Below are 26,496 nucleotides of genomic sequence, written 5' to 3'. Positions count from 1 at the left end.
TCTCCGTTTAGCGTTTTACGCTGAGGGCCAGCCAAGGATCAGCAGCACTGCCATCACCCGCTTCGCTCATGCGATGTTCACAATCACTTAAGTGATGATGCATAGCCAGATGCGCGCCGTCGGCGTCGCCCTGACTAAGCTTGTCCAAAATCTCTTTGTGCTCGTAAAACGAGCAAGCCTGTTCGCCCGGTGTGTCGTGATAGGCAATGATGAGCGTGGTGCGGGCGCACAAGGTGTGCATCAGCTCGGTCAACTCATCGTTGCCAGCGCAGCGCGCCAGCATCACGTGAAACGCGTTTGACAGGCGCAACCAGCTGATGCGGTCGCCGTGTTCAAAAGCGTGCTGTTCACGTTCCACCATTTCATACAGGCCAGCCAAACGCTCCGGCAGATCCGGGTAGCTGATCAGTTTTTTCAGAATCAGCGCTTCCAGGTCTCGTCGCAGTTCAAACACATCCCGTGTCTGCTTGGCCGTCGGCTTCCAGATAAAAGCGCCACGATTGGGCTCGATAACCACAATCTTGTCGTGTTCGAGGGCAGCCAGCGCCGCACGAACGGTCGCCCGCGAGCACTCGAAAATCGTGCACAGCGTGGCTTCCGTCAGTTTGGTTCCAGGCAAAAGACGACGGTCAACGACCGCATCAAAGATCTGGCTATAAACACGCCCGACCTCAGTATCTGCCATGCCTCCCTCTAGCAGCGAGGAGGCGCTGGGCGCTTGGGATTCACTGCTCATCCCCTCTTGCCGCCGTATCTGAAGCATAGAATTTCTCGTTATTGACTATTGACAATTATTCGGTACCCCGACAAAATCGTCAACATAAATTGTCGACAATCTGATTCCTCAAACAGAGCGACAGTTTCGGGGCCTCAACCCAGCGCACTGATCCTTGCACCGTTGGCCCCCGGCCGGTTCTCAAAACTGGGCTCGCTGGACCTTTTTTGATCACCATAAACCGGAGACATTTATGGGAAAGCTATCAACCCATGTCCTTGACACGACTCAAGGACGCCCAGCCAGCGGCGTGCGCGTCGATCTTTATTCCATCGAAAACGATCAACGCACTCTGATCAAAACCACTCACACCAACAGCGACGGTCGCTGTGATGAGCCCCTGCTGCAAGGCGAGGCCATGCACACGGGCGTTTTTGAACTGGTGTTCCATGCAGGTGACTACTTTGCCGCCAGCGGTGTGGCTCTGCCCGAGCCACGCTTTGTGGATCAGGTCGGCATTCGCTTTGGTATCGCTGATGCCAATGCCAATTACCACGTACCTCTGGTCGTGACCCCCTGGTCCTGGTCTACCTATCGCGGCAGCTGATCGCGTATCCAAGTCGACTTTTCGCTTCTATACGAAACCACTCTGATACGAGATCTTTATGTACGCTTACCTACTTGAGTACGGCAACCTGCTGTTGCGCTGGTTGCACGTGATTGCGGCTGTCGCCTGGATCGGCGAGTCCATCTACTTTGTGATGCTGGACAATGGCCTGAAACCGCCCAAAGGCGAAGAAAGCAAGAAACGCGGTGTGTTTGGCGAGATGTGGGCTGTCCACGGCGGCGGCTTCTATCACAACCAGAAATACCTGACCAACCCGGCTGAACTGCCTGATGACCTGCACTGGTCTTTCTGGAAGTCCTACACCACCTGGTTGTCCGGCTTCTTCCTGTTCGCCCTGCTCTACCTGACCAAGCCCGAGTTCTATCTGGTCAACCCCAACAGTCCCTGGGAATGGGCGGCCCAAATGACAGGCACTCAGGCCAACGTCATGGCCATTGCCTTCCTGGTACTGGGCTGGGTGGTCTATAACGGCCTGTGCCGCCTGATCAGCCCCAACATGAACCGCGACGGCCTGCTGAGCGTGGCAGTAGCCATCATGATGGTGGTCGTGGCTTACCTGAGCGCCCACATCTTCTCGGGTCGTGCTGCGTTCTTGCTGACGGGTGCTGTCATGGCCACCAGCATGTCGGCCAACGTGTTCTTCTGGATCATTCCCGGCCAGCGCCGCATGGTCAAGGCACTGAAAGCCGGTCAGGCGCCCAACCCTCTGGATGGCAAACGCGGCAAACAGCGTTCGGTACACAATACCTACTTCACGCTGCCTGTCCTGCTGCTGATGCTGAGCAACCACTACTCGTTCACGTATAACAACCCCAATGCGTGGATCATCATGGTGCTGTTCATCTTTGCCGGTGCCCTGATCCGTCAATACTTCGTGCTGATGCACGCTGGCATCAAAAAGCCTGCCTACCCGGCTGCCGGTGTTGTGCTGCTGCTGATCGTGGGTTACCTGGCGGCTCCTGCCAGCTTGAAGGGTGAAGTTGCCAGTGCACCTGAAGCTGCCAACGGTGCGGAAACAATCAGTGTTGCCCGTGTCCAGGAAATCATGGACGCACGATGTGTTCAGTGTCACGCGGTCAAGCCCAATGCCGACTTCGGCTTTACGGCTGCCCCTGCCGGCATGTTGCTCGATACCATCGACAACACGGTACTGCACGCCGAACAGGTCAAGACCGTGGTGCACTCCAAGTACATGCCCTTGGGCAATATGACGCAAATGACCGACGAAGAGCGTGCCGCCATTGCCGCTTGGAGCGGTACCCGCGACTAATGCAGAACAAGGCTCAAGCCTGACGAGCGACAAGCTCCGTAGTAACTTCCAACCCCGATATGATGAAAATCATGTCGGGGTTTTTTCTTGCTTCGGGCCTATGAAGCCGCCTGTCTGGTCTGCTGCTGCACGAACCCACGGCCTTGCTGATTCAAGAACAATCAGGCTTGAAACCTGGAAAGCAGTAGGCCTGGACTCCTGCGGATCGCAGAAGTCCTGTCACACTTAACCCTGCCTGGAAGGCAAACATAGTTTGATGGATTGCAGTTCAGGTTGCGGTTGCGGTTGCGGTTGCGGTTGCGGTTGCGGTTGCGGTTGCGGTTGCGGTTGCGGTTGCGGTTGCGCAGCTTGAGCCTGGGTTTGCCTGATTTCAAGCTCAATACAGCGACTACTCAAAGCCAAGAGGCGCATGGACCTATCTCGCTCACGCCCTATCGGCCAAAGCTGTCCTTGCTGAAACAAGAGCAGACGCTGCTCATGCTGCACTTCGGCTAGCAACTGGGTGTCTTTTCCATAGATCGCTTTCAGCTTCAATCCAGGGGTGGGCTTACTGGAGTTGCTCTTGGCCACATCAGGCTGACTCGCCCCCTCTTGCTCCTGTGGTGTCCTCAAGCAGGACGACATGTTCTGCCTCGCCTGTTCGGCTTCCAGCAACAGCATCTCCCTTACTATCGTCGCCATGGTTTCCATCGCCCATGCCGGTGCACTAAACATCAGCGTCAGACCAAACAGAATGCTCAAAAGGGGTCTGCATGTAATCGGCCAGATCCTGATCAGCCAGATCCCGCTGCGCAGATTCATAAACATAGCCTTCCAGCTCCACGATAAAAGCGCTGCCCAGCAGCGAGGGGTAAGACCGCGAATTCAATGACAAGCTCATACGCTCCCAGTGCAGTTCAGGAAGCTGGGCCGCCAGTAAGTACACCGAGCGCAGAGGCGATTGGCTGAGCCAGGAACGGCGCCACACGCCTGCCCTTGTTTGCTCATTTTCGGCGGAGGATTCAACCCACTGAGCAGGGCTCAATGACAAGCGCATAAAAGCAGGCTGCAGGGCCGCCAGCTTGGCATGCAAACCTGGAGATGCCGCAGTTGGCATTCGCGTATGATCTTTCGTTTCCAAGAGCTGAGGAATCCATGTCTGATACCCGCGCCGGATACTCAAAGCCCCCTGCCCCAAGCCGGTGAACTCCAGCACATTCGGCTCACGAATCTGGCTATTCATGGCCGCACTAAAACTTTGCACATCCTCAAACCCGTAATGTGCCCTGCACTCCCACAGGCCGGCCTGACGGCGACAATCCACCTGCTGCAATTGCCAGTCTGCCCCCTGAGCAGGAAGCTCCTCAATCAAGCCCAACACAGATTGAATACTCGTCAAACCATGCTCTTCCTGTGATGGACTTTGCTCCCAATCAGACGCCATGGCAGCCAAGCGAGCCCGAAGATCAAGGGAGAACACGCTTCCAAGCGTAGCCAACACCAGCAAAGAAAGAACCGCCAGACGAAGCGGGATCTTTTCACACCCACCAACACGCCTGACAGGCTGGCGCAGCATACGGCCCTGCGGTCTTCTGCCCTGTTCCAGACAGACCCATAAATCAGCAGGTTGCCGCAGTTCACGTATAGAGGGATAACGCGCCTGCATGGCCCGCCGCAAGGTCTGCACTTGCCCGATCTGAGCCAGGAGGCAATCGCTACCTTCCATCACCTGACCATGTTCAAGCACCAGAAACCACAAACGGCCAGGAGCCACCGTCCATAAAAGAAAAACTGCGTCCTGAGGGTGGTGGGCAGCCATACAGGCAGCCGCAGAATAAGCCTGAACTCGCGTTAGTCTGGCTCTTGAAGGCCCATTCTGGGCCAAGCGCAAGACAGATTGGGTCCTCCGGCTGTTCAGCCAACAACTTGGAACCCAAGCCATTGCCTGCCCTGCTGTTCGTCCTGCTGTTCGTCCTGCTGTTTGCCCTGCTCTTTGTCCTGCTACATCCTCATCAGTCTTTTCCTGTACTTGTTGTAGTTCTTCTATTTGCCTTTCCGTTTGCTTACGTGCCTGTTCTCTCAGCCCCCCTTTCACTCCCATCAAGCAAGTCCAATACGATCTCTTCATTCGACGATTTTGAGTCCGCCGCATACCGTCCCTGGCATCCACCCACTGCAACCCAAACCAGTACTCCCGCTCAGGCAAGACAGAACTCATTTCACACCTCGACCAATTAAGCCCCCTGTCCCTGACCCGTCTACTTGTCGCAATCCAGACTGCTGCCCCAAAGCCAGAGAACTCTCATCGCGATACAACTCAATACGGCCTGCCTGATACCGCCACTTCAGGCCATATACCGCTGCAATCTGATCCAACAAGGCTGACAAACGTAGTTGTTCAAAAATCAGACCTCCCTGCCGAGTCGATTCCGGCCCCTCCTGCCCAGCGGTTCGTGGCGGGAAATGCGTTAAAGGCAAACGAGCCTGCGGGCTAATGAAAACGCTCAGATCAGACAATAAAGACAAACGACGCGCCAGCTCATCCAGATCGGGCAAAGGCGCTTCCAAAGAAAAACTGAAGGTTTGTCTGGAGCGCAATGCCGCTGGCAAGGCAGCCTGTTTTCGTAAAGGCACGGCCGCCCCCAGCAACCAGGGCTTGTCGACAGACTGTGCATGTGCCACGGAGGATGGACTATTGCCATCCAACACCACGGCATCATCCAGCCATGCCTGAGCCTGAGCCTGAGCCTGATCAACATGCTGCCCTGCTGTTTGCAAGCTGCAAGCCGCTATCAGCGGCAAAAGCAAGAGACAGAGATAATTCATGACTGTCCCTCGGGCGAAGCACTGGGATCACAGGCTTGCGGCCAAGCCAGAATCCTGAGCACCTGATTTGAGTAAAAACAGGCCTGCAAAGGATGAGCATTCAGTTGGGCAGCCGCCAACAACTGAGCCACAGCAGTCTCAAAGTCCCCCTCAAAGCGAGCCGCCGCCTTGATAGGGAAATCAACCTCCAAAGTCCAATGCTCAGGTGCAAAAACCCATTGCGCTTGCTTAGCCCATCGGACTAATGCCTGCCTCAAGGTTCTATCCTTGATTCGCAGTTCAAAAACAGGCTCTGCAATGGACTGTGCATCCACACCAGGAGCTGAGACTGGCAGCAACTCTGAACGGGCTTGAAAGGCTTGTGTCTGCAACACATTCCCAAGGGCAGACTCGCCCTCCTTCACTTGAGCCGCCATCCAATCTGGCGCGGGCTTTCCAGAAAACAGACTACTTTGCTCGGAAGAGCGGATATCGGAACGACTTAGGGGGAAATGGCTTGGCGAAGAATCACTACGCTGGGAGAGACTGGCTCGGGCTTGCTGCTGATCCTTCTGTTGACTACGGTCCTGTGGCAAGGCATCCGATGCCTCTACGCCAAGTGTTGCAGCACCCTCAGCATGGGCACTCTTGCGCCCGAAACTAGCCTGCGCCTGTGCTCGTCCGGCCCGAAATATCAACTCCGTCCACAGGCCTTCAATCACTTGAAACTGCCCCAAGGGCTTCAAAGACAGCAGCGTTTCCTGTCCATTCCTGCGCCCCAACACCGCTGGCAGCATCTGCTCCGGTGCAAAATGCAGCCAGATACGCCTGCCGTTATCAAACACCTGCATAGGGCCGACTTGAGGGTCGCCAGACAGGCGCCAATCGAAGTTAAAGACGCGTGTTCCCGGATCAGCCAACAGGCCATCAGGCCCCTGACTGGTCTGACAGGCAGACAACCCCAGGCCACACATCAGCAAGACGCAGAAACGGACAAGAAAACGCATTGCGAGCACCCAAAGAAAAAACCCCATGTCCCGTCAAGGGCATGGGGTTTATCTTCAAGGATGCTCGCTCAAGCCGCTAGATCGGCTTGTACGCACAGATAAATCAGCGTCCTTTCTGAGCCACCAGTCGGTTGGCTTCCGTGGCGGCGGTACGCAAGGCCGTCATGGCAGGTTGCTGACCGTCCAGCGCGCTTTCCAGGCTCTGGTTGAACACGGCGCGAATCTGGCGGTAGTTACGGAAGTTGCCCTTGGCTGTACCCGATGTACCGCTGCTGTAGGCGCCCACCAGGTGCATCCAGTCGCCCTTGTCCTTGTAGTAGTCGCTACCCGTCGCGTTAAAGGCTTCACGGCTTACAGGCAAAAAGCCTGTTTTCTGATACCAGCGAGCGGCATTCTCTGGCTGGGCCAACCAGCTGATGAAGCGGGCCGAGGCCTGGTTCTGTTCAGCGTTATGGCCTTTCACCGCCCACAGCGCCGAGCCGGTCACAAAAGGCTTGCCGGGGGTTTGGGTGACTTCAGGGTAGTAAGGCAGACCAGTCACAGCGTACTTCAGGCCGCGCGTGTCGCTGTACTCACCGATATGGCCGGAGTTGGAGAACATGACTGCACATTCACCCTTGGCAAAACGCTGGGGCGACTCAGGCAAGGTGCCGGGTTTGACCATCAGCTCGGACTTCACCCAACTGATCATCATGGACAGGTGACGGATATACATCACGTCAAAATCAAAGCCCACTTTGCCTTTAACCTTAGGGCCGGGTGCCAGACCGTAAATCTGGTTATTAACCGCTGCAAGGTTTTCCAGGTTGATGGAGACAGACTGGTCGGAGGTCAAAGGACAACGGCGCGAGCCTTTATTGGCCAGATCAACCAATTGAGCTTGCAAGTCCAACCAGACGCGGCTGGGCACGGGGGGCTCGATCTTGGCTTTATCAAACGCCTCCAGGTTGTAGTACATGACCGGAATTTCGGCCATGTAGGGGAAGCCTTGCAATTGGCCACGGCCATTGCGCACAAAGGAATTCGAGGCCAGGAACCAGGACACATTGTCCATTTTCTCACGGGCCAGCAAGGTGTGCATGGGCATGATGTAGGGGCGATCGGCGACCTCGTCCAGGCCGGACATCTCGCCTAACTGCACCAGATTGGGCAAATCCTTGCCCGCTTGCATGACCTGCTCCAAAGAGGCCTCTGTGTCATGCGCCTTGACCGACACCTTGACGTCGCTCTGGCTACGATTGAAATCCCGAACCAAGCGTTCGAACTCGTCCTGATTGTGCGAGTTCAAAGCGGTCCAGACCTGAATATCAACGGCTGCCAGGGCGGTCGACCCGAACAGCAAAGCGGCTGAGCCACCCGCTGCCATCGCCAAAGCCATAACACCACGTTTCAACAGTAATCCGCGTAGATTTTTCATACATCCTTCAAGATAAAAAAGGAAATTCAGGTTCGGGTTTGTGCCCCATGACCAGGTCCGCCAAGGCTCGGCCAGAGCCTATGCCCATGGTCCACCCCAAGGTGCCATGCCCGGTATTCAGGTACAGGTTGGGAATGGAGGATCGGCCTATCAGTGGGACATTTGATGCTGTGGCAGGACGCAGTCCTGACCAGAAATGAACATTATCAAAATCCAATGCGCTTGGGAACAGATCAGCCACATGCGTTAACAAAGCCTGACAGCGGGCGGGGTTCAAGCTACGCGTATAGCCCGACAATTCGGCCGTTCCAGCAACCCGCAGGCTATCGCCCAGGCGGGAAAAAACCAGTTTGTGATCTTTATCTGTCAGGCTGACAGTAGGCGCGCCCTCGGGGACCAGCACCGGGAAGGTGGCCGAATAGCCTTTGGCCGGATAAACGGGGCAGGAAATTCCCAGCGGCTGCAGGACGGTAGGGCTGAAACTGCCCATGGCCACCACGAAGGCGTCTGCCTGTATGGAGTCGTACGCACCATCCGCGCCTATAACCTCGACCCCCACCACTCGGCCCTTGGCCGTCAGCAAACGGGTGATTTGAGTAGAAAAGCGAAACTCCACTCCGGCTCGCCTGGCCATGGCCGCCAAACCGCAGGTGAATTGATTGGCATCGCCCGACTCATCGTCTTTGGTGTAGTCGCCACCCACGATCTGGCCGCGCGCTGATGCCAGGGCAGGCTCCAGCTGCACCAGTTCGTCCACGCTCATGATGCGGCGGTCCACTCCCATATCTCGCATGACGTCGGCCATTTGCTGGGAGTCGTCCAGGCTTTGGGCATCCCGGTAAAACGTAATGATGCCTTTTTCCTGATGGCGATAATCAAAATCCAGGCTGGGACGCAATTGCTTGAGCGTGCTGCGGCTGTATTCCGCCATGGCCACCAGCGCGCGCACATTGGGCGCAACCCGCCCCGGCAGGCACTCTCGCAAGAAAGACAGGCACCAGCGCCACTGGCGCAGGTCCAGACGCGGACGGAACAACAAGGGAGCATCGTCCTGCAACAACCATTTCAGCAGTTTGAGCGGCATTTTCGGGTTGGCCCAGGGCTCGGCATACGAGACCGAGATTTGCCCGCCATTGGCACGCGAGGTTTCCTGCGCGGGACCGGTTCCCCGATCCACGACCACCACCTCACAACCTTGCTGGCTGAGCCACCAGGCAGTTGATACCCCAATAATGCCGCTGCCCAGAACTGCTACTTTCATGTGTACTGTCCGCTTGTTGAGCTATTGATCAAGACGCTTACTTGACGTCTGCCAGCGACGTAAAGGCATCTGCAAAATAATTGTCCGGATTCAGTTGAGCCTGCTCCACAAAGTCCTTGCGGGCTGCTTCAACCATACCCGGCGCGCCACAGGCGTACACCTGCCAGGCCGACAAATCCGGCAAATCAGCCAGTACCGCCTGATGCACAAAGCCCGTACGACCTGTCCAGCCATCTTCAGGCTGAGCGTCGGAAATCACCGGAATGAAACGCAAGTTAGGCAGTTCACTGGCCCATTTCTCGGCCAGTTCGGACTGGTACAGATCCTTGGGTCGACGCCCGCCCCAGTACAGGGCGACTTCGCGCTGGCTGCCGGTTTGAATCAGGCGCTCGATCAAGGCCTTGATCGGAGCAAAACCTGTACCGCTGGCCAGGAAAACCATAGGAGCCGCGCTATCTTCGCGCAGGAAGAAAGAACCCAAAGGTGCTTCCACGCGCAGAATCTCGCGCTCTTTCATGGCCGTAGCACCGGCACCGAACACGTGGTCGGTAAACACACCACCGGGCATGTGACGGATATGCAATTCCACCTGATTGTCTTCCCGTGGTGGCGTCGCCATGGAATAGCTACGACGGCTGCCGTCTTTCAGGATGAATTCCAAATATTGGCCGGGGTAGTATCGGAATGGCTCGGACGATGGCATTTGCAGACGCACCACCATCACATCATCACGTACTTTTTCCAGACCCACCACGCGCGACGGCATTTTACGAATCTGGATATCAGTCGCCATGCGAATTTCGTGCGATTCGATCAACATGTCGCTGCTGGGCTTGGCCTGACAAAACAGGGTGTAGCCTGCAGCGCGATCCTCTTCGCTCAGCAATTGCTCGGGCGCACGGCCTGCATCGTATTCACCTTCAATAACCTTGCCACGGCAAGACGAACAGGTGCCATTGCGGCAGCTATAGGGCAAGACAATGCCTGCATTCAGCGCGCCATCCAGCACAGACTGTCCGGGCTGTACGTCAAAACTGTGCCCGCTGGGCTGAACCGTGACTTTGAAACTCATATCCAACACTCAAAAAAGAAATCGATCAGGCGGAGGGCCAGCCTCCGGCGGCTATATAAATTCAGGACTCTTCAGGCCGATGCAGCACAGGGTCGTTCAATTTGAGCGACAGGGCCTTGCCCTTGCCTGCCCGCTTGCCCAGATAATTGGCCAGCATGTCCAGATCCATCACAATGGTCGACAGACGCTTGCGGTTCACTCCGCTGACGGCCAGACCCGCCTCACCAAAGGCAACCCATTGACTGAGCGTATCGCCCTCGTTCAGTTTGATCAGCACCGTGCCACGCCCCCCTTTGGACAGCACTTTCAACTCCTTGATGTCCACCACCAGGAAACGTCCCTGCTCGCTGAGCAGGCCCACGTACTGATCATCCGGGCGCAAGGCCAAGGGCTTGAGCAGCTTTTTGCCATCCTCGACGGTGACAAACTGCTTGCCCGCTTTCTGCCGTGTATTCATATCGCCCTGAGAAGCCACAAAACCGTAGCCGTCGCAGGCAGCCAGCAAGTAGTTCTGGTCCCAAGGCGCCCCCAGAATATGCTCAATGGGCGCACTGGGGCTGACTTCAATCATGGAGGTAATGGGCTGACCATCGCCACGCGCTGAAGGCAAACTGGAGACCGGAACAGTATAGACCCGGCCATCGGTGCCGATGGCGACCAGGTCCGTGGTACTGCGACACTCCAGCGCATCGCGCAAGCCATCGCCGGTCTTGAAGCTGAACTGCGAGGCGTCATGGCCATGGCCCTGGCGTGAACGCAGCCAGCCTTTGCGCGACACAATCACGGTAACCGGCTCGTCAACCACCTTGGTTTCCAGCACAGCGCGCTCGGCCGCTTCAATCAGGGTACGACGGTCATCACCATAGGTTTTAACGTCTGCTTCAATCTCACGAATCATCAGACGTTTCAAGGCTTTGGGATCGTCCAGCAGCTTTTGCAAAGACTCCTGCTCGTCCAGACGCTCTTTCAGCTCTTTCTCGATCTTGAAGCCTTCCAGACGTGCCAACTGACGCAAGCGCATTTCCAGAATATCGTCGGCCTGACGTTCGCTCAGATCAAAGCGCTCCATCAGGGCGGCACGCGGCTCGTCGGATTCGCGGATAGTTTGGATGACTTCGTCCACATTCAGGTACACCACCATGCGCCCTTGCAGCACATGAATACGGTCGGTGACCTTATCCAGACGGTAGCGAGTACGACGCTCCATCGTGTGACGGCGGAATTCCAGCCAGTTCAGCAAGACCTGACGCAAGGAACGCTGACCGGGACGGCCATCCGTATCAATACACACCAGGTTGATGGAAACATTGCGCTCCAGGCTGGTCTGCGCCAGCAAGGTGGTCACGAACTCGTCCCGGTCAATCGCGCGGGATTTGGGTTCAAAGACCAGGCGAACCGCAGCCTGCTTGCCCGACTCGTCACGCACGGCATCAAGCATGTTCAGCATCAAGGCTTTGGTTTGCTGCTGCTCGGTGCTCAGCGATTTCTTGCCAGCCTTGACCTTGGGATTGGTGCGCTCTTCAATCTCTTCCAGAATCTGCTGGGAGGAGCTGCCGGGCGGCAATTCTGTGACGACCAATTGCCATTGGCCACGGGCCATTTCCTCGAATACCCAACGGGCACGAGCCTTGATGGAACCACGGCCTTGGGCGTACACCGCCGCAATATCGTCTGCGGCGGAAATAATCTGACCACCACCCGCAAAGTCCGGGCCGGGAACGATCTCGTGTATGTCCTGATCGCTCAAATTCGGGTTGCGCAACAGGCTGACGCAGGCTTGGGCGACTTCACGCAGGTTGTGGGAAGGTATCTCTGTCGCCATCCCGACGGCAATCCCCGATGCGCCGTTAAGCAGCATGATGGGCAGGCGTGCAGGCAAAGTCACCGGCTCTTTCTGGCTGCCATCGTAGTTGGGGATGAAGTCCACTGTGCCTTCGTCCAGCTCGTCCAGCAGCAGACGCGAGAACGGTGTCAGACGTGCTTCCGTGTAACGCATGGCGGCGGCATTGTCACCGTCGCGCGAGCCAAAGTTACCCTGCCCGTCTACCAGCGGATAACGCAGCACAAAATCCTGTGCCATACGCACCATGGCGTCATAGGCGGCCTGGTCACCGTGCGGGTGATATTTACCCAGCACATCCCCCACCACACGGGCCGATTTCACAGGCTTGGCCGTCGGACCCAGACCCATGGCATCCATCGCGTACAAAATGCGGCGCTGCACCGGTTTCTGGCCATCGGTCAGGTCGGGCAAGGCACGTCCACGTACCACTGAAACCGCGTAATCCAGATAAGCCTGTTCCGCGTAAGTCGCCAGCGTGATGCTATCGTCCGATCCCGCCGGTTCAAAATCCAATTGATTGCTATCCATAAATAACTCTTAAGTCGGGCTCAGACGTCCAGATCGGCCAAATTGCCTTTTTCTTCCAACCAGGCTCGGCGGGCCGAGGCCTCACCCTTGCCCATCAGCATGGTGAACATGGCTTGTGTATCGCTCAGGCCATCCTCGCCCCAATGCACAGGCAGCAAACGGCGGGTGTCCGGATTCATGGTGGTATCCCACAGCTGCTCCGCACTCATTTCACCCAGACCCTTAAAACGGCTGATGCTCCAGGACTCGTTGCGTATGCCTTCGTTGCGCAGTTTTTCCAGAATGGCGTCCAGCTCCCCCTGATCCAGACAGTAGATCTTGCGGGCCGGGCGTTTGCCAGCGGCAGGCACGTCTACACGGAACAAGGGGGGACGCGCCACATACACGTGGCCCGCCTCGATCAGTTTGGGGAAATGACGGAAGAACAGCGTCAACAACAGCACCTGAATGTGCGAGCCGTCCACGTCCGCATCAGACAGGATACAGATACGGCCATAACGCAAACCGGACAGATCCGGCTCGGACTGGGCGTCGTGCGGGTCCACGCCGATCGCCACGGAAATATCGTGAATTTCCTGGTTAGCGAACAAGCGGTCCTTATCGACCTCCCAAGCGTTCAAAACCTTGCCGCGCAGGGGCAAGATAGCCTGAAATTCCTTGTCACGGCCCATCTTGGCCGAACCGCCAGCCGAGTCACCCTCGACCAGAAATAGTTCCGAACTTTCCAGATCGTGCGACTCGCAATCCGTCAGCTTGCCGGGCAACACGGCAACGCCCGAACTCTTGCGTTTCTCCACTTTCTGCGCCGAACGGGTACGGGCCTGAGCCTGACGCACCGCCACTTCAGCCAATTTGCGACCCTGATCCACATTGGCATGCAGATGCAGTTCCAGCGCATTGCGGACATAGCCACTGACCAGACGCACGGCGTCACGGCTATTGAGCTTTTCCTTGATCTGCCCCTGGAATTGCGGGTCCAGCACTTTGGCCGAGAGCACGAAGCTGGCACGGGCAAATACGTCCTCGGCCTGCAGCTTGACGCCTTTGGGAATCAGGCTATGCAGTTCGGCAAAACTGCGCACGGCTTGATACAAGCCATCGCGCAAGCCCGATTCGTGTGTTCCCCCCGCTGGGGTTGGGATCAGGTTGACATAGGACTCACGCACAATATTGGAGTCCAGCGCCCAGGCCACCACCCAGTGCGCACCTTCGCCGGCGGAGAAATTATCGTCATCTTGTGGGGCGTACTGGCGGCCCTCAAACAGGGGAACCAGCAGCTCCACCCCTTCCATTTCCTCCTGCAGGTAGCCGCGCAAACCGTCCTCGTAGCGCCACTGCTGGCGCTGGCCGGTTTTTTGCTGCACCAGTTCCACCGTCACGCCTTCCAGCAGGACGGCCTTGCTATGCAGGATATGAGTCAGTTGGGCCAGGGGAATCTGGGCGGAATCAAAATATTTGGCATCGGGCCAGACCCGCACACGGGTACCCGTCTTGCGCTTGGCCACCGTGCCCGTTTGGGTCAGGGGCTGCTCCAGCTCCCCGTCGGCAAACACAATCTCGTTGGCCTGGCCATCGCGCCAGACCAGCACTTCCAGGCGACGAGACAAGGCGTTGGTCACCGACACACCCACCCCGTGCAAACCGCCGGAAAAGGCGTAGGCACCGCCATTGAGCTTGTCGAACTTGCCCCCGGCATGCAGTCGCGTGAACACCAGTTCCACCACCGGCGCATTTTCTTCAGGGTGCAAGCCAACAGGAATACCGCGCCCGTCATCCTCAACCTGTATGCCGCCGTCTTCCAGCAAGGTGACAGTCAGTGTGCGGGCAAAACCAGCCAGGGCTTCGTCGGCCGCGTTATCGATGACCTCCTGCACAATGTGCAGGGGATTATCCGTGCGGGTATACATGGCCGGGCGCTGACGGACCGGTTCCAGCCCCTTGAGCACCCGTATAGAAGATTCGTCGTAACGTGTAGTAGACAACTTGATTCCCGGTAGATCGTACAGAAAAACGCTATTTTACGAGTGGTTAGGCGCCAGTGGGGAAACGCTTTATTGGCGCGCGTTGCGCAGCGAATGCACATTATCAACCAGACGCAATGGTATCCTGTCAAAAATTGGCAACAAGACCGTCGCAATTGGCCGTAGAATACATTGTGCTCAGGTCACGCCACACGTATAGTTTTTCGTTATTCTCACTTTTTTTGTATCTAGCCATGAGCGACTCCATTAAACACATCACGGACGCCTCCTTTGAGTCTGACGTCCTTAACGCCGACCTTCCCGTTCTGGTCGATTACTGGGCTGCCTGGTGCGGTCCTTGTAAAATGATTGCCCCTTTGCTTGATGAGGCAGCCGAACTGTACCAAGGTCGTGTTATCATCGCTAAGCTCAACGTCGATGAAAATCCCGACACCCCAGCTCAATATGGTGTTCGCGGTATTCCAACGCTCATGCTGTTTAAAGACGGCAAAGTGGCCGAAACTAAAGTCGGTGCACTTTCCAAGTCCCAACTTAGCGCGTTTCTCGACAGCTCCCTGTAATCTCTGATTAACCGCACGCAGGCCCTTCGCTGGCCTGCGGTCTGCTGCTGAAAGCCCTTCCCCACTCCCATGCACCTGAACGAATTAAAAGCTCTGCACGTCTCGCAGCTGCTAGAAATGGCTGCCACTCTGGAAATCGACAACGCGAACCGCTTGCGCAAGCAAGAGCTGATGTTCGCCATCATGAAAAAGCACGCCAAAAAGGGCGAGCAGATTTTCGGCGACGGGGTGCTTGAAGTCCTGCCTGATGGTTTTGGCTTTCTGCGTTCGCCAGAAACCTCTTACCTGGCCAGCACAGACGATATCTATATCTCCCCTTCGCAGATACGTCGTTTCAATCTGCACACGGGTGACTCCATTGAAGGTGAAGTGCGCACCCCTAAAGACGGCGAGCGCTACTTTGCCCTGGTAAAAGTTGATAAGGTTAACGGCATGCAACCCGAGGCCATCAAACATCGCATCATGTTTGAGAACCTGACGCCGCTACACCCGGACCAGCCCATGCGCCTGGAGCGCGACATCAAAAGCGAAGAGAACATCACAGGCCGTATCCTGGATATCTTCTCGCCTATCGGTAAAGGCCAGCGCGCCCTGATCGTGGCCAGCCCCAAATCCGGTAAAACCGTGATGATGCAGCACATGGCTCACGCCATCACGACCAATTACCCCGAGGCCATCATGATCGTCCTGCTAGTGGACGAGCGCCCCGAGGAAGTAACCGAAATGCAGCGCACCGTGCGCGGCGAAGTGGTGGCCTCCACCTTTGACGAACCCGCCACACGTCACGTGCAAGTGGCCGAGATGGTCATTGAAAAGGCCAAACGCCTGGTTGAATTGAAAAAAGACGTGGTGATCCTGCTGGACTCCATTACCCGTCTGGCACGCGCCTACAACACCGTGGTCCCTGCTTCGGGCAAGGTTTTGACCGGTGGTGTGGACGCCAACGCCCTGCAGCGCCCCAAACGCTTTTTTGGCGCTGCCCGTAATCTGGAAGAAGGTGGCTCCTTGACCATCATCGGTACTGCCCTGATTGAAACCGGCAGCCGCATGGACGAAGTCATCTATGAAGAATTTAAAGGTACCGGCAACTCCGAAATCCATCTGGAGCGCCGTCTGGCCGAGAAACGTATTTACCCAGCCATCAACCTGAACAAATCAGGCACACGTCGTGAAGAGTTGCTGATCAAGCCCGACCTTCTACAAAAGGTCTGGGTTCTGCGCAAGTTCATCCATGGGATGGATGAAATTGAAGCCATGGAGTTTATCCTGGACAAAATCCGGGCCACAAAGACCAACTCCGAATTCTTCGACATGATGAAGAAGTAAATCGAACATCCTGCGCAAGCCTCTCTATACGAGAGGCTTGCTTGCGATGGGCGTATGATCGGGTGCATTCCCGTGCACCCATTCTTTCAATCTGCTGAGTTCTACTCGAAATCTCAGTATTGCAAACAGAGTTCGCTTGCAATGAAATCTATCTCTCTAGAACAGTTCCTAGCCAGAGTGCAGTCCCGCGACCCCAACCAGCCTGAATTCATGCAGGCCGTTCGGGAAGTCATGACCAGCTTGTGGCCCTTCATCGAGAAAAACCCCCAGTACGCCGATCATGGTCTGCTCGAGCGTCTGGTCGAACCCGAACGTGCTATCCAGTTTCGTATTTCCTGGGTAGATGATCGTGGCCAGGTTCAGGTCAATCGCGGCTTCCGTATTCAACACAGCAATGCCATCGGTCCTTTCAAGGGCGGCATGCGTTTTCACCCCTCGGTGAACCTGTCCATTTTGAAGTTTCTGGCATTTGAACAGACCTTCAAGAATGCCTTGACCACTCTGCCCATGGGCGGCGGCAAAGGCGGCTCGGACTTTGATCCCAAAGGCAAGTCGGATGGCGAAGTGATGCGCTTTTGCCAGGCCCTGATCGTTGAGCTGTACCGTCACTTGGGCCCCGATACCGACGTTCCTGCTGGTGATATCGGCGTGGGCGCGCGTGAAGTGGGCTTTATGGCCGGCATGATGAAAAAACTCTCCAACAGCGCAGCCAGTGTGTTCACCGGCAAGGATTTGTGCTTTGGCGGCAGTTTGATTCGTCCTGAGGCCACGGGTTATGGCACCGTATATTTCGTACAGGAAATGTTGGCACGTAAAGGGCTGTCCTTGGACGGCATGACAGTGTCCGTTTCCGGCTCGGGCAATGTGGCTCAGTACGCCATTGAAAAATGCCTGGATCTGGGTGCCAAAGTCGTTACCGTTTCCGACTCGCAAGGTTGCGTGGTGGACATGGACGGCTTTACACGTGAAAAACTGGCTTCCCTGATGCACGTTAAAAATGTACAGCGTGGCAGTCTGGTCGATTACGCCCAGCAACATCACCTGCTGTACGAACAAGGCAAACGTCCTTGGCATATCCCTGTGGATGTCGCCCTGCCTTGCGCCACCCAGAACGAACTGGACGGCAAGGATGCTGAAATCCTGATCAAGAACGGTGTACGTTGCGTTGCCGAAGGTGCCAATATGCCCAGCACGCTGGATGCAGTCGATGCCTTTATCCACGCCAAGATCCTGTATGCCCCAGGCAAAGCCAGCAATGCGGGCGGTGTTGCCGTATCCGGTCTGGAAATGAGCCAAAACGCCCAGCGCTTGAGCTGGACACGCGAACAAGTTGACGCAAAGCTGCACTCCATCATGCGTGACATCCACGAAAATTGTGTGAACTATGGTCAAGAAAGCAACTTCATCAACTACGTTAACGGCGCCAATATTGCCGGCTTTGTCAAAGTCGCCAATGCCATGCGTCATCAAGGCGTTTATTAAGTTTTGCGCCTTGCTCAGTAGTCAAAAAAACCGCCCACAAGGCGGTTTTTTTTATGCTGCAAATCCCAAGCTTCAATACAGGCATCCAAGCACACTTTCTTAACGTGCCCCTCGCCTTCCCCACACCAGCTACGGCGAAGCTTTTTGATCCACAGCCGCTGCAATTGCCTTGCCAATCGTTGCGATGGCCGCATTGCGCTCTTCCATGGAGGCCTTTGTTTCCGTGATGTAGACGGCAGCCACCAGCGGCGCACGCTCAGGGGGCCACATCACCGCCACAACACCGCGAGTGCCGTAAGCCGCTGCCCCAGTCCGGTCTGCCACGGTCCAGCTCTCAGGAACACCGGCCCGCAGCAAAGGCCCACCCACTTCGTTATGCGTCATCCAGTCAATCAGCCGATCTCGGTCTGGGGCTTTCAGCGCATCGCCCAGCACCAGACTCTGCAAGGTATGCATCATGGCTTGCGGGCTAGTGGTGTCACGCGGGTCACCTGGCCTGGCCTCATTCAAGCTGGGTTCGTTGCGATCCAGGCGTGTCACCATGTCGCCTACACTGCGTAGAAAGGACGTGATCGCTTCGGGCCCGCCCAGCATCTCCAGAACCCCATTGGCCGCAGTATTGTCGCTGTTGCGCATCGTGATCGCACACAATTGCGACGCTGGCACATACTGCCCTATCAGGTTTTCTGTCGTCGGTGCGTAAGATTGAATGGCCTCTTCCTTGACCAGCCAGGCGGTCTTCATGGCACCCGGCCCTCGGGCCAACAACGCCGCGCAGATCAAGGCCTTGCTGGTACTGGCCATAGGGAAGCGTTCATCGGCACGGTATTGCCACAACTGCCCATCTGTCGTATCCAGTACAGCCAGTCCGACACGGGCCTGCAAGGATTGTTCGACCGCTTGTGCGGCCTGAGCCACAGGATGCGTTTGCGCTCCAAGCGCATGGAAAGGCAGGCTCGCCACGAGCAAGGTCGCTGCCAGTTGTTTCAGTCTCTGTGCGCTCATCGGCCTATCCTTTGCATAAGGGTTAAAACACGGAAAAGCCTGGCTGCGACCCTGACAAAAACCCACTCAAAACCGCTTTGAGTGAAGCGCTTGCCATCAAGGCTCGATCCGAGGCTGTTTCTCTTGTTTCGCGCTACCAACAGCAGGGACCGCCAACTCTTTGAGCTGGGGATCATCCATCTTGCCTGTTACCGCATACGTGACAGACAGGTGACTGCTCATCGGAATCTGCATCAGCCACTGTGTCAGCAAGGCCCCAACTCCCACCATCGGGTTGACAGTAAAGTACGCTGCAATCGCCGCACCGCTCATATCCAGATTCGGGTTTACCACCGCAATCAAATCCAGCGTCTCATCCCGGATATCAATCCAGCCTTTCAGGCTGATCGCCCCTGCCGGCCCCTTGATCTGATAATTATCCAGCTCCAGCTTGCCCTGCGACAGATTCATGCGCCCGGTCAGGCTATCGAACGCAAAGCCTTGTTTCACCGCCCCAAACAAATCCAGATCCAGACGGCTCAAGCGCGAGATGGACTGCAAGCTAAGCAGCTCCAGCAGTTTGGCCGAGCGCGACTTCAGGCTGATAAAGCGCCCTTTGCGCAAATCCACATTGAACTGGCCACGGATGTTGCGCTTGTCAAAAGACCAGGGGAAGTCGCTCCAGAACAAGGCCGCCTGTACCGTGCCGTCACCATCCTTGATGGACTCGGTCAGCAAGCCACTGACATCCACAAACTGTCCCAAATTGCTTACCCGGCTGTTTGCCACCAACTCCAGGCCACGCTGCGACCCACTCAATGCCAAAGAGCCGTAACCATTCAGCTGCATACCCTGGGCATTCAGAGAAATGTTTTCCAACGTCCACTTTTGTCCCTTTCCAGCGGGCTTGCCCTTGGCTTCCAGCTTGCCAAAGCGAACACCCTGAATCTGCAAATCATCCACCTTGAACGAGATCGCGGGCAAACGCAGGTCGTCATTCATGGGCAAGTCGGCGTCGGGCCAAGCCCAATCAGGCCTGCCACTGTCAATGTACAGATGGGAGAAGTTGGCATTGAACATGCCGGTGTAGCGGCCATCTTGATGCTGCGCCTGCAAACGCCCTTCGGCCTGCTTGGCCTTCATGCTTAGAAACAGTCTGCCAGCGGCATCTTCCGTGCTTTCCATTTCCAGCTGGTCCAGCAGTTGCCCTCTGAAAAACGCCTGATCCGCTTTCAGACGCACCCGCTCCAGCAAAGGCAGCAAGGGGCGGGCCGAAGGGGGCAAAGGACTGCCATCCAGATTCTGGCCAAACTCCCCCACCACCATTTCCCAGGCATCCAGGTCCATACGGTCATAGCGACTATGTAATTCAAAACCGCGTTGGGGCCAGTTCACCAATCCCGGTGTTCCCATGCTGCCACTTTGAAAGTAGCTGCCATCACGGGAACCTTGAGCATGCAGCAGGTTCAGCAAAAAGCTCTGTCTGTCCTCCAGGCTGATTTGCAGCCGATCCATCTTGGCGGCGGAATCGCTACTCCAATCCGCCTTCAGTTTGGCCGCACGCTCGGCAGGCTTGTGGAAAGGTTCAGGCAAATTCAGTGCCAAACCTGTCAGGTTCGACTCGGCCCCAAACGAAAAAGATCCCTTGGCGTCCAGCTTCATCAACACGCTATAAGGTGTCTGACCCTGCAAACGCTGCAAGCCCTTCAATTCCAGGTATTGCTCCAGACCTTTGGCTGTCAGCACACCATTCAGGCGTAAACCGGGTTTGCCGGGCTCCAGCACACCACTGATCCGGGTATCACCGCCCAGCATCTTGCCCGTCAAGGTTTGGGCACTGACGCCTTTTTCACTAAAGGTCAGCTCGCCTTTCAACGCTGTAAACGAAGGGGCTTCAGGCATGTACTGAAACTCGCCATTGTTCATCTGGATTTGGCCCTGTACCTGGGCATCATCAGCATTATCCAAAGGAATCTGCAACTTGACCGGTACGGTCCAATCCCCTTTGACACGGCTGTCGGCCAGCAAGCCATCTAGCAAGGCATTCAAGGGGGATTGATGCACCAGGGCCAGATAACTGGTCGCCGGTGCCTGGGACAGACCTTCCAGCTTCAGAAAGCTGTTTTGCTCCAAGGAGGTAATGTGAGTCTGAATATCGCGCAGCACGATATCCTGCTGCTTGGCAATCGGCATGCGCGCCTGCTGAGCCACAATATCCAGATTGTCGTTATGCATGCGTATGCTGCCCTGCACGCCTTCCAGACGCGGCCAGGCCAACCGCTTGGGACGGGCGGGCTGGTAATCCACAATTCCCTGATCCAAAGCCCCCGCCACTTCAAAGCTGCCATCCTCCGGACTCAAGCCATACGGGAAGGTATCCAGGCCGCCTTGCAGACGGATTGTCCCGTCTCGTACCGCCCCCTGCACCAGTCCGGCCTGCATCCATTCACGCGCCAGAGGATTGACCGTCAAAGGCAGGTAATTCACCAAAGCCGCCAGATTCAGGTGCTTGAACTGCCCCTGCCAGTCAGCCACACCGGCCTCGAACGTGGCATCCTCGCGCCAGCTACCTGTTAACTGTGCATCCAGATCAGGATTACGCAAAGCCAGATTCATTTTGCTGACGCTCAGTCTGGCCTGCTCATCCCGGTGGACGGTGCCTTGAGCATTGAGCTGATCCACAGCCAAATACTGGGCAAACAAATCCGGCACACGCAGACCAAAACTGTTCATCGACAAGGCCCACTGCACATCGCCACTTTGCTTGCCTTGGGCCAGCGCCTGCATATCATTCAGCCCCCCCGCCAGTTCCAGATTGGCTTGCTGCAGTTGCAGGCGATCATCGCTATCGGTAAGCACGGCCACATCACGCAACTGGGCGGCAAGCTGCATCTGTACGGTCTGGGCCGCTTTAGGCTGAGTGGCTTGAGCGCGCACATCGACCCAGCCCTTGTCCAGGGCCACAGGCACATCCAGCCACGGGCGCAGCGCAGGAGCATCCACCCCTTTAGCCTGAACCGTCAGTTCCCAGGGCAGGTCCATCACATCCACACTCTCGGGCAGACGACGCTTGCCCTGCACACGCAAGGCCAAAGCCAGGGACTCGCCCAAATTGGCGGGCAAGGCTGTCGCCAGATTGACCTCGTGCCAGCCCTGCCTGTAACCGATCTGCAATTCAATCGACGGCAGACTCAAGACAGGCGCGCCACGCAGATCATCCTGCCATTGCAAGGACGTACCTTGAATGCGAATGCCGCGCTGCTCCAGCAACCAGCGAACCGGTCCTTGCCAGGCTTCGGGTTCGGACGGGGCACTCTCATCATTCAGATCCAGCACCTGACCCATCACCAGAATCTGACCCTGGGGGTCGCGCCGCACCGGGATCGTCAAACCTTGCACATCCAGCTGGCGCAATTGCAGCGAGCCGCTGAACAAGGACTTCCAGCTGATATCGGCTTGCAGTTTGGGCAGCTGCAACATGGGCTCCTGCCCAGGTTCTGCCAGCGACAGGTTTGTCACGGAAAGATGGGGATTCCAGCCCTGCCAGTCGCCTTTTAATTCTTGGATCTGGACTTGCAGGCCGGTTTGCTCACTAATTTTCTGCACCAGATAGGGACGCAGATTATCCAGTTGCGGCACGAGCAAGTAACGTAGCCCGACAAGGCCTAGCATCAGCGCAAAATAGAGCACTAGCGCCAGTCGCACAAGCCCTCGAACTACCATGCAATCAATTCCCGAGTATAGTTAGATGCGGTCATTTCCGGCCTAGTCAGACAAGTCATTTCACTTGTCGTTCCCCCTTATCCGAAAAGTCTCTTATCGTATGAGCCAGTCCATTATATTGAAGCCCGTGATGCAATGGTCCGGCCCCTTGCGTCGAAAAGTAAACGCTCAGCCACAATTTGGAGCGTGGCTGGAAGAGCAAGCCCAACACCCTGTCACCCCCGCATTGATTACGCAATGGTATAGGACTTTGCTGCCCGAGCCCGATAATGATCGTCTGGCACAAGTGCGCCAGGCCTTGCGCCAACTGCGCGAACGGGTCTTTCTGGTGCTGATGATCCGCGATATCAATGGCTTGGCGCCCCTGGATGAAGTCATGCAGGCCATGAGCAGCCTGGCTGATCTGGCCGTGGCACAAGCCTATGAAACCGTGGCCCGGCAACTGGCTGACGTACACGGTATTCCTAAAAACTCGGAAACCGGCCTGCCCCAAGAGATGATTATTTTGGGTATGGGCAAGCTGGGCGGGGGAGAATTAAACGTTTCCTCGGACATTGACCTGATCATGCTCTACGACGAGGACGGCGAAACCGATGGTCGCCGCCCCCTGAGCTATCACGAGTTTTACGGCAAAGTAACCCAGCGCATGATGCCCGTGTTGTCCGATACGGATGCCTTCGGCCAGGTGTTTCGCACCGACTTGCGTCTGCGTCCGGACGGTGATTCGGGGCCGCTGGCCTGGAGCATGCAGGCCCTGGAAAACTATCTGGTCAATCAAGGCCGGGAGTGGGAACGCTATGCCTGGATCAAGGCGCGCCCCATCAAGGCCCAGGCCTTTGAAGGCAGCCGTAGCGCTGGCGATATACATCACTTCGAAGCGCTGCGTACCCCTTTTGTGTACCGCAAATATTTTGACTTTGATGCCCTGTCCGCCCTGCGCGGCCTGCGCGAGCGCATCCGTCAGGACTGGACACGCCGCGCCCTGAACCGCAATGGCGTGGAGACCTGGCACAACATCAAGCTGGGGGATGGCGGGATTCGAGAAATTGAATTTGTAGTCCAGCTCAATCAACTGATACGTGGTGGACGACAGCCTTCCCTGCAAACAACCAGCCTGCACAAGGCTCTGCGCGGTCAATGCGCAGCCGGTCTGCTGGACCAGGAGGTCTGCGACAAGCTACTGGCCGCCTATACCTTCTTGCGACGTGTCGAACACCGTCTGCAGTATCGCGAAGACGAACAAACCCATTTGCTGCCCCAGGACGAGGAGCTGCGCACCGAGCTGGCCGCCACCTTGGGCCTGAGCCTGGCCGATTTCGACGAGCAGCTAGGCCAGCACAGAAAGTTTGTGTCGCATACCTTCCGCAATGCCTTCCGTCTAGCGGGTATGGGGGAAGAAGCCAGTGCCGAGCCTCCTGTAGCGGCAGCCCCCACCCTCGAAGTCAACAGCGCCGAGCAAGATCAGGCTTTGCGGGAACGCATCGAACAATTGCGTCAGGCACTTTTGAACAGCCATCGCCTGCGCAGCCTGCCCAATGCCAGCCTGGATCGCGTACAACGCTTGATCCCCTTGGCTGAGGACTACGCCTACCGCTCCGAAAACCCGGAAATGACAGCGACACGGCTCTTCAACCTGATCGAGCTGATCGCCCAACGCAGTGCTTATCTGGCTTTGCTGGCTGAATACCCCGATACGCTGGCCCGCGTCGCCCGTATTGTCTCAGCCAGCCCTTGGGCCGCCCAGTATCTGGCTCAATACCCGCTCCTGCTGGACAGCCTGATCGAATGGCATTCGCTAATGGAAATTCCGGACTTTGCGGCCCTGTCCGAGCAAATGTGCCGCGACCTGGACGCCTGCCGTCTGCCCGATGGCCAGGCCGATGTCGAACAGCAAATGAACATGATGCGCGACTGGCAGCACCAGATCACCTTCCAATTACTGGCTCAGGACCTGGAAGGCGTGCTGACGGTGGAGGCCTTGGCCGACCAGCTCTCGGCCCTGGCCGACATGATGCTGGCCGAGACGCTGGAGCGTACCTGGCCTCTGACGCGCCCCCGCAGCCTGGGCCCTGAACACGACACCCCGCCCCGCTTTGCCGTCATCGCCTACGGCAAGCTGGGCGGCAAGGAAATTGGCTACGCCTCGGACCTGGATCTGGTGTTTCTCTATGACGACCCCAGCCAGGACAATGTGGAGCGCTACATCAAACTGGCTCGCCGCATGACCAGCTGGTTGTCGGCCATGACCTCCTCCGGTCGTCTCTACGATATTGACCTGCGTTTGCGCCCGGATGGCGATGCCGGTTTACTGGCCGTCAGTGTGGATGCCTTCGAGCAGTATCAAACCCGTAGCGCCTGGTCCTGGGAGCATCAAGCCATTACCCGTGCCCGTTTTGTGACCGGGGATGCCCAGATCAAGGAACGCTTCGATGAAATCCGCCGCTCCATCTTGTTGATGGAACGTGACCGTCGCAAACTGCGCGCAGACATTCTGGACATGCGAGACAAGATCAGTGCCGGGCACCCCAACCGCAGCGAGCTGTTTGATTTGAAGCACGACCGTGGCGGCATGGTGGATGTGGAGTTCATCACCCAATATCTGGTGCTGTGCCATAGCCGAGAGCATCCCAAGCTGCTGGAGAACCTGGGCAACATCGCCTTGCTGGGCATTGCCGCGCAAGCGGGCCTGATTGCGGTTGACCATGCTCAGGAAGTTGCCGATGCCTACCGTGCCCTGCGCCGTCGTCAGCACGCATTACGTCTGGAAGGGGCGGAAAAAGCCCGTGTCCCGCAGACCGAACTAACTCAGGAACGGCAGGCCGTGACGCGACTATGGGACGAGGTCCTGGGGTACTAAGGCAACAGATTGATTTCACTAAACTTTGCCAAGAATCTACAATAGTCGCATTGATTTATTGTGCGACCGACTCGGGACGCCCTTTTTCTCGGATTCAGATTCATGTCCACTCAGCTCAATCGTCCAGTTTTAACCATGCCGGAAAAGCGCGAGAAATTGCTGCTGCACTCCTGCTGCGCCCCCTGTTCGGGCGAGGTGATGGAGGCCTTGCACGCCTCGGGGATTGAATACACCGTTTTCTTCTACAACCCCAATATCCATCCGGTGCGCGAATATGAACTGCGCAAGCAGGAAAACATCCGCTTTGCCGAACAGCACGGTATCGAATTTATTGATGCCGACTACGACGTGGATAACTGGTTTGAACGCGTACGCGGCCTGGAACACGCCCCCGAGCGCGGCGAGCGTTGTACGGTCTGCTTTGACATGCGCTTTGAGCGCACAGCCCTCTACGCCCATGAAAATGGCTACGACATCATCTCCAGCGTCCTGGGTATTTCGCGCTGGAAAGACATGAACCAGATCAACGACTGCGGCGAGCGCGCCGCAGCCCGTTATCCGGAGATGAAATACTGGACCTACAACTGGCGCAAAGGTGGCGGCTCGCAACGCATGCTGGAGATCAGCAAGCGCGAGAACTTCTATCAGCAGGAATATTGCGGCTGCGTGTACTCGCTGCGCGACACTAACCGCCACCGCCGCTCGCAAGGCCGCCCTCGTGTCGAGATCGGTGTGAAGTTCTACGGCAAGGATGAGCTGGACCTGACTCCGCCCCCAGCACCGGCGCAAAAGAACGCATAAGCGAGGCCTGAACGGTCGTCCTGGCGGACTTAGCACACCTGGCTGAAACAGCCTCTGCTTGACAGTTGTCCCTTATACGAACAATGCATCGATAAGCCCCACCAGGATTCTGAATAGCTTTGTCTTTGCCAAAACCCAAGTGGGTGGCACAGATCACAGGTAAAGCAGCCCAAGCTTGAAACAATCCGTCGAGCCAAAGAAAAAGCGCCTTGGTTGCCCAAGGCGCTTTTTTTACTGCCGTTTCAACTAAGGCTTA

19 protein-coding genes are annotated in these 26,496 nt (G+C 56.7%); 7 read left to right on the top strand and 12 right to left on the bottom strand.

The features are described 5' to 3' along the window. Positions 1–7: 7 nt before the first annotated feature. The gene (locus WFM49_RS02770) at positions 8–685 is read right to left on the bottom strand and encodes a GntR family transcriptional regulator (protein WP_238441771.1); all 678 of its coding nucleotides are present in this window, start codon (positions 683–685) and stop codon (positions 8–10) included. 283 nt (positions 686–968) lie between these two features. Here WFM49_RS02770 and uraH point away from each other — a divergent pair, with 283 nt between their 5' ends. Continuing rightward, a complete protein-coding gene (uraH, locus tag WFM49_RS02765; RefSeq protein WP_009455919.1) occupies positions 969–1,322 on the top strand; it encodes a hydroxyisourate hydrolase in 354 nt (117 codons plus the stop codon). Between the two features lie 58 nt (positions 1,323–1,380). After that, positions 1,381–2,613 carry a urate hydroxylase PuuD gene (locus tag WFM49_RS02760; protein ID WP_009455921.1) on the top strand — a complete coding sequence of 411 codons (1,233 nt, stop codon included), beginning with the start codon at positions 1,381–1,383 and terminating at the stop codon, positions 2,611–2,613. Between the two features lie 225 nt (positions 2,614–2,838). Here WFM49_RS02760 and WFM49_RS02755 read toward each other — a convergent pair whose 3' ends face one another. The 9 genes from WFM49_RS02755 to WFM49_RS02715 all read right to left on the bottom strand — a co-directional run bounded on the left by WFM49_RS02755 (position 2,839) and on the right by WFM49_RS02715 (position 14,507). Continuing rightward, on the bottom strand, positions 2,839–3,354 hold the full coding sequence (locus WFM49_RS02755) for a hypothetical protein (protein WP_336971539.1): 516 nt from the start codon (positions 3,352–3,354) through the stop codon (positions 2,839–2,841). After that, positions 3,320–4,318 carry a hypothetical protein gene (locus WFM49_RS02750; protein ID WP_336971537.1) on the bottom strand — a complete coding sequence of 333 codons (999 nt, stop codon included), beginning with the start codon at positions 4,316–4,318 and terminating at the stop codon, positions 3,320–3,322. The genes WFM49_RS02755 and WFM49_RS02750 overlap by 35 nt, the downstream gene beginning before the upstream one ends. A 488-nt stretch (positions 4,319–4,806) precedes the next feature. Further along, positions 4,807–5,418, bottom strand: coding sequence for a hypothetical protein (locus WFM49_RS02745; protein WP_254499029.1), 612 nt, complete (start codon positions 5,416–5,418; stop codon positions 4,807–4,809). Then, positions 5,415–6,404 carry a TcpQ domain-containing protein gene (locus WFM49_RS02740; protein WP_254499028.1) on the bottom strand — a complete coding sequence of 330 codons (990 nt, stop codon included), beginning with the start codon at positions 6,402–6,404 and terminating at the stop codon, positions 5,415–5,417. The genes WFM49_RS02745 and WFM49_RS02740 overlap by 4 nt, the downstream gene beginning before the upstream one ends. Positions 6,405–6,507: 103 nt before the next feature. Beyond that, a complete protein-coding gene (locus WFM49_RS02735) occupies positions 6,508–7,821 on the bottom strand; it encodes an extracellular solute-binding protein (RefSeq protein ID WP_250755858.1) in 1,314 nt (437 codons plus the stop codon). Between the two features lie 7 nt (positions 7,822–7,828). Then, positions 7,829–9,082 (bottom strand): D-amino acid dehydrogenase, encoded by a 1,254-nt coding sequence (locus WFM49_RS02730; RefSeq protein ID WP_021446472.1) that lies wholly within the window; start codon positions 9,080–9,082, stop codon positions 7,829–7,831. Between the two features lie 37 nt (positions 9,083–9,119). After that, positions 9,120–10,154 carry a CDP-6-deoxy-delta-3,4-glucoseen reductase gene (locus tag WFM49_RS02725; RefSeq protein WP_009455928.1) on the bottom strand — a complete coding sequence of 345 codons (1,035 nt, stop codon included), beginning with the start codon at positions 10,152–10,154 and terminating at the stop codon, positions 9,120–9,122. A gap of 61 nt (positions 10,155–10,215) precedes the next feature. After that, positions 10,216–12,525, bottom strand: coding sequence for a DNA topoisomerase IV subunit A (gene parC, locus WFM49_RS02720; protein ID WP_336971530.1), 2,310 nt, complete (start codon positions 12,523–12,525; stop codon positions 10,216–10,218). 20 nt (positions 12,526–12,545) lie between these two features. Then, on the bottom strand, positions 12,546–14,507 hold the full coding sequence (locus WFM49_RS02715) for a DNA topoisomerase IV subunit B (protein WP_031231877.1): 1,962 nt from the start codon (positions 14,505–14,507) through the stop codon (positions 12,546–12,548). A gap of 233 nt (positions 14,508–14,740) precedes the next feature. Between WFM49_RS02715 and trxA the strand changes: the two genes are divergently transcribed. From trxA to gdhA, 3 genes are all read left to right on the top strand, one after another. After that, positions 14,741–15,067, top strand: a complete 327-nt coding sequence (gene trxA / locus WFM49_RS02710; RefSeq protein WP_009455930.1) for a thioredoxin TrxA — start codon at positions 14,741–14,743, stop codon at positions 15,065–15,067. Between the two features lie 69 nt (positions 15,068–15,136). After that, positions 15,137–16,393, top strand: a complete 1,257-nt coding sequence (rho, locus tag WFM49_RS02705; protein WP_009455931.1) for a transcription termination factor Rho — start codon at positions 15,137–15,139, stop codon at positions 16,391–16,393. A 141-nt stretch (positions 16,394–16,534) separates the two neighbouring features. Beyond that, positions 16,535–17,875, top strand: coding sequence for an NADP-specific glutamate dehydrogenase (gene gdhA / locus WFM49_RS02700; RefSeq protein ID WP_009455932.1), 1,341 nt, complete (start codon positions 16,535–16,537; stop codon positions 17,873–17,875). 129 nt (positions 17,876–18,004) lie between these two features. Here gdhA and bla read toward each other — a convergent pair whose 3' ends face one another. Next, entirely contained in the window at positions 18,005–18,880 is an 876-nt protein-coding gene (bla, locus tag WFM49_RS02695; RefSeq protein ID WP_336971525.1) for a class A beta-lactamase, read from the bottom strand. A gap of 96 nt (positions 18,881–18,976) precedes the next feature. Further along, complete coding sequence (locus tag WFM49_RS02690; protein WP_336971523.1) at positions 18,977–22,564, bottom strand: YhdP family protein; 3,588 nt, start codon at positions 22,562–22,564, stop codon at positions 18,977–18,979. Positions 22,565–22,682: 118 nt separating this feature from the next. Here WFM49_RS02690 and glnE point away from each other — a divergent pair, with 118 nt between their 5' ends. Both glnE and WFM49_RS02680 read left to right on the top strand, forming a co-directional pair. Continuing rightward, complete coding sequence (gene glnE / locus WFM49_RS02685) at positions 22,683–25,439, top strand: bifunctional [glutamate--ammonia ligase]-adenylyl-L-tyrosine phosphorylase/[glutamate--ammonia-ligase] adenylyltransferase (protein WP_009455935.1); 2,757 nt, start codon at positions 22,683–22,685, stop codon at positions 25,437–25,439. A 102-nt stretch (positions 25,440–25,541) separates the two neighbouring features. Then, positions 25,542–26,240 carry an epoxyqueuosine reductase QueH gene (locus WFM49_RS02680; protein WP_009455936.1) on the top strand — a complete coding sequence of 233 codons (699 nt, stop codon included), beginning with the start codon at positions 25,542–25,544 and terminating at the stop codon, positions 26,238–26,240. Positions 26,241–26,496: the final 256 nt, after the last annotated feature.

The sequence above is a fragment of the Alcaligenes sp. PF14 genome (genome assembly GCF_037150615.1).
GTDB lineage: Bacteria > Pseudomonadota > Gammaproteobacteria > Burkholderiales > Burkholderiaceae_B > Alcaligenes > Alcaligenes phenolicus.
Note: the sequence above shows the minus strand (reverse complement) of the source record. Positions and strands in the feature narration are given on the sequence as shown.

Excerpts from the sequence above, each read along its gene's own strand:
- parC (WP_336971530.1), bottom strand. The coding sequence starts at position 12,525 with ATGGATAGCAATCAATTGGATTTTGAACCGGCGGGATCGGACGATAGC.
- WFM49_RS02740 (WP_254499028.1), bottom strand. The coding sequence starts at position 6,404 with ATGCGTTTTCTTGTCCGTTTCTGCGTCTTGCTGATGTGTGGCCTGGGG.
- WFM49_RS02735 (WP_250755858.1), bottom strand. The coding sequence starts at position 7,821 with ATGAAAAATCTACGCGGATTACTGTTGAAACGTGGTGTTATGGCTTTG.
- WFM49_RS02750 (WP_336971537.1), bottom strand. The coding sequence starts at position 4,318 with ATGGAAGGTAGCGATTGCCTCCTGGCTCAGATCGGGCAAGTGCAGACC.
- gdhA (WP_009455932.1), top strand. The coding sequence starts at position 16,535 with ATGAAATCTATCTCTCTAGAACAGTTCCTAGCCAGAGTGCAGTCCCGC.
- WFM49_RS02770 (WP_238441771.1), bottom strand. The coding sequence starts at position 685 with ATGGCAGATACTGAGGTCGGGCGTGTTTATAGCCAGATCTTTGATGCG.
- glnE (WP_009455935.1), top strand. The coding sequence starts at position 22,683 with ATGAGCCAGTCCATTATATTGAAGCCCGTGATGCAATGGTCCGGCCCC.
- WFM49_RS02745 (WP_254499029.1), bottom strand. The coding sequence starts at position 5,418 with ATGAATTATCTCTGTCTCTTGCTTTTGCCGCTGATAGCGGCTTGCAGC.
- WFM49_RS02760 (WP_009455921.1), top strand. The coding sequence starts at position 1,381 with ATGTACGCTTACCTACTTGAGTACGGCAACCTGCTGTTGCGCTGGTTG.
- WFM49_RS02730 (WP_021446472.1), bottom strand. The coding sequence starts at position 9,082 with ATGAAAGTAGCAGTTCTGGGCAGCGGCATTATTGGGGTATCAACTGCC.
- rho (WP_009455931.1), top strand. The coding sequence starts at position 15,137 with ATGCACCTGAACGAATTAAAAGCTCTGCACGTCTCGCAGCTGCTAGAA.
- bla (WP_336971525.1), bottom strand. The coding sequence starts at position 18,880 with ATGAGCGCACAGAGACTGAAACAACTGGCAGCGACCTTGCTCGTGGCG.
- trxA (WP_009455930.1), top strand. The coding sequence starts at position 14,741 with ATGAGCGACTCCATTAAACACATCACGGACGCCTCCTTTGAGTCTGAC.
- uraH (WP_009455919.1), top strand. The coding sequence starts at position 969 with ATGGGAAAGCTATCAACCCATGTCCTTGACACGACTCAAGGACGCCCA.
- WFM49_RS02725 (WP_009455928.1), bottom strand. The coding sequence starts at position 10,154 with ATGAGTTTCAAAGTCACGGTTCAGCCCAGCGGGCACAGTTTTGACGTA.
- WFM49_RS02680 (WP_009455936.1), top strand. The coding sequence starts at position 25,542 with ATGTCCACTCAGCTCAATCGTCCAGTTTTAACCATGCCGGAAAAGCGC.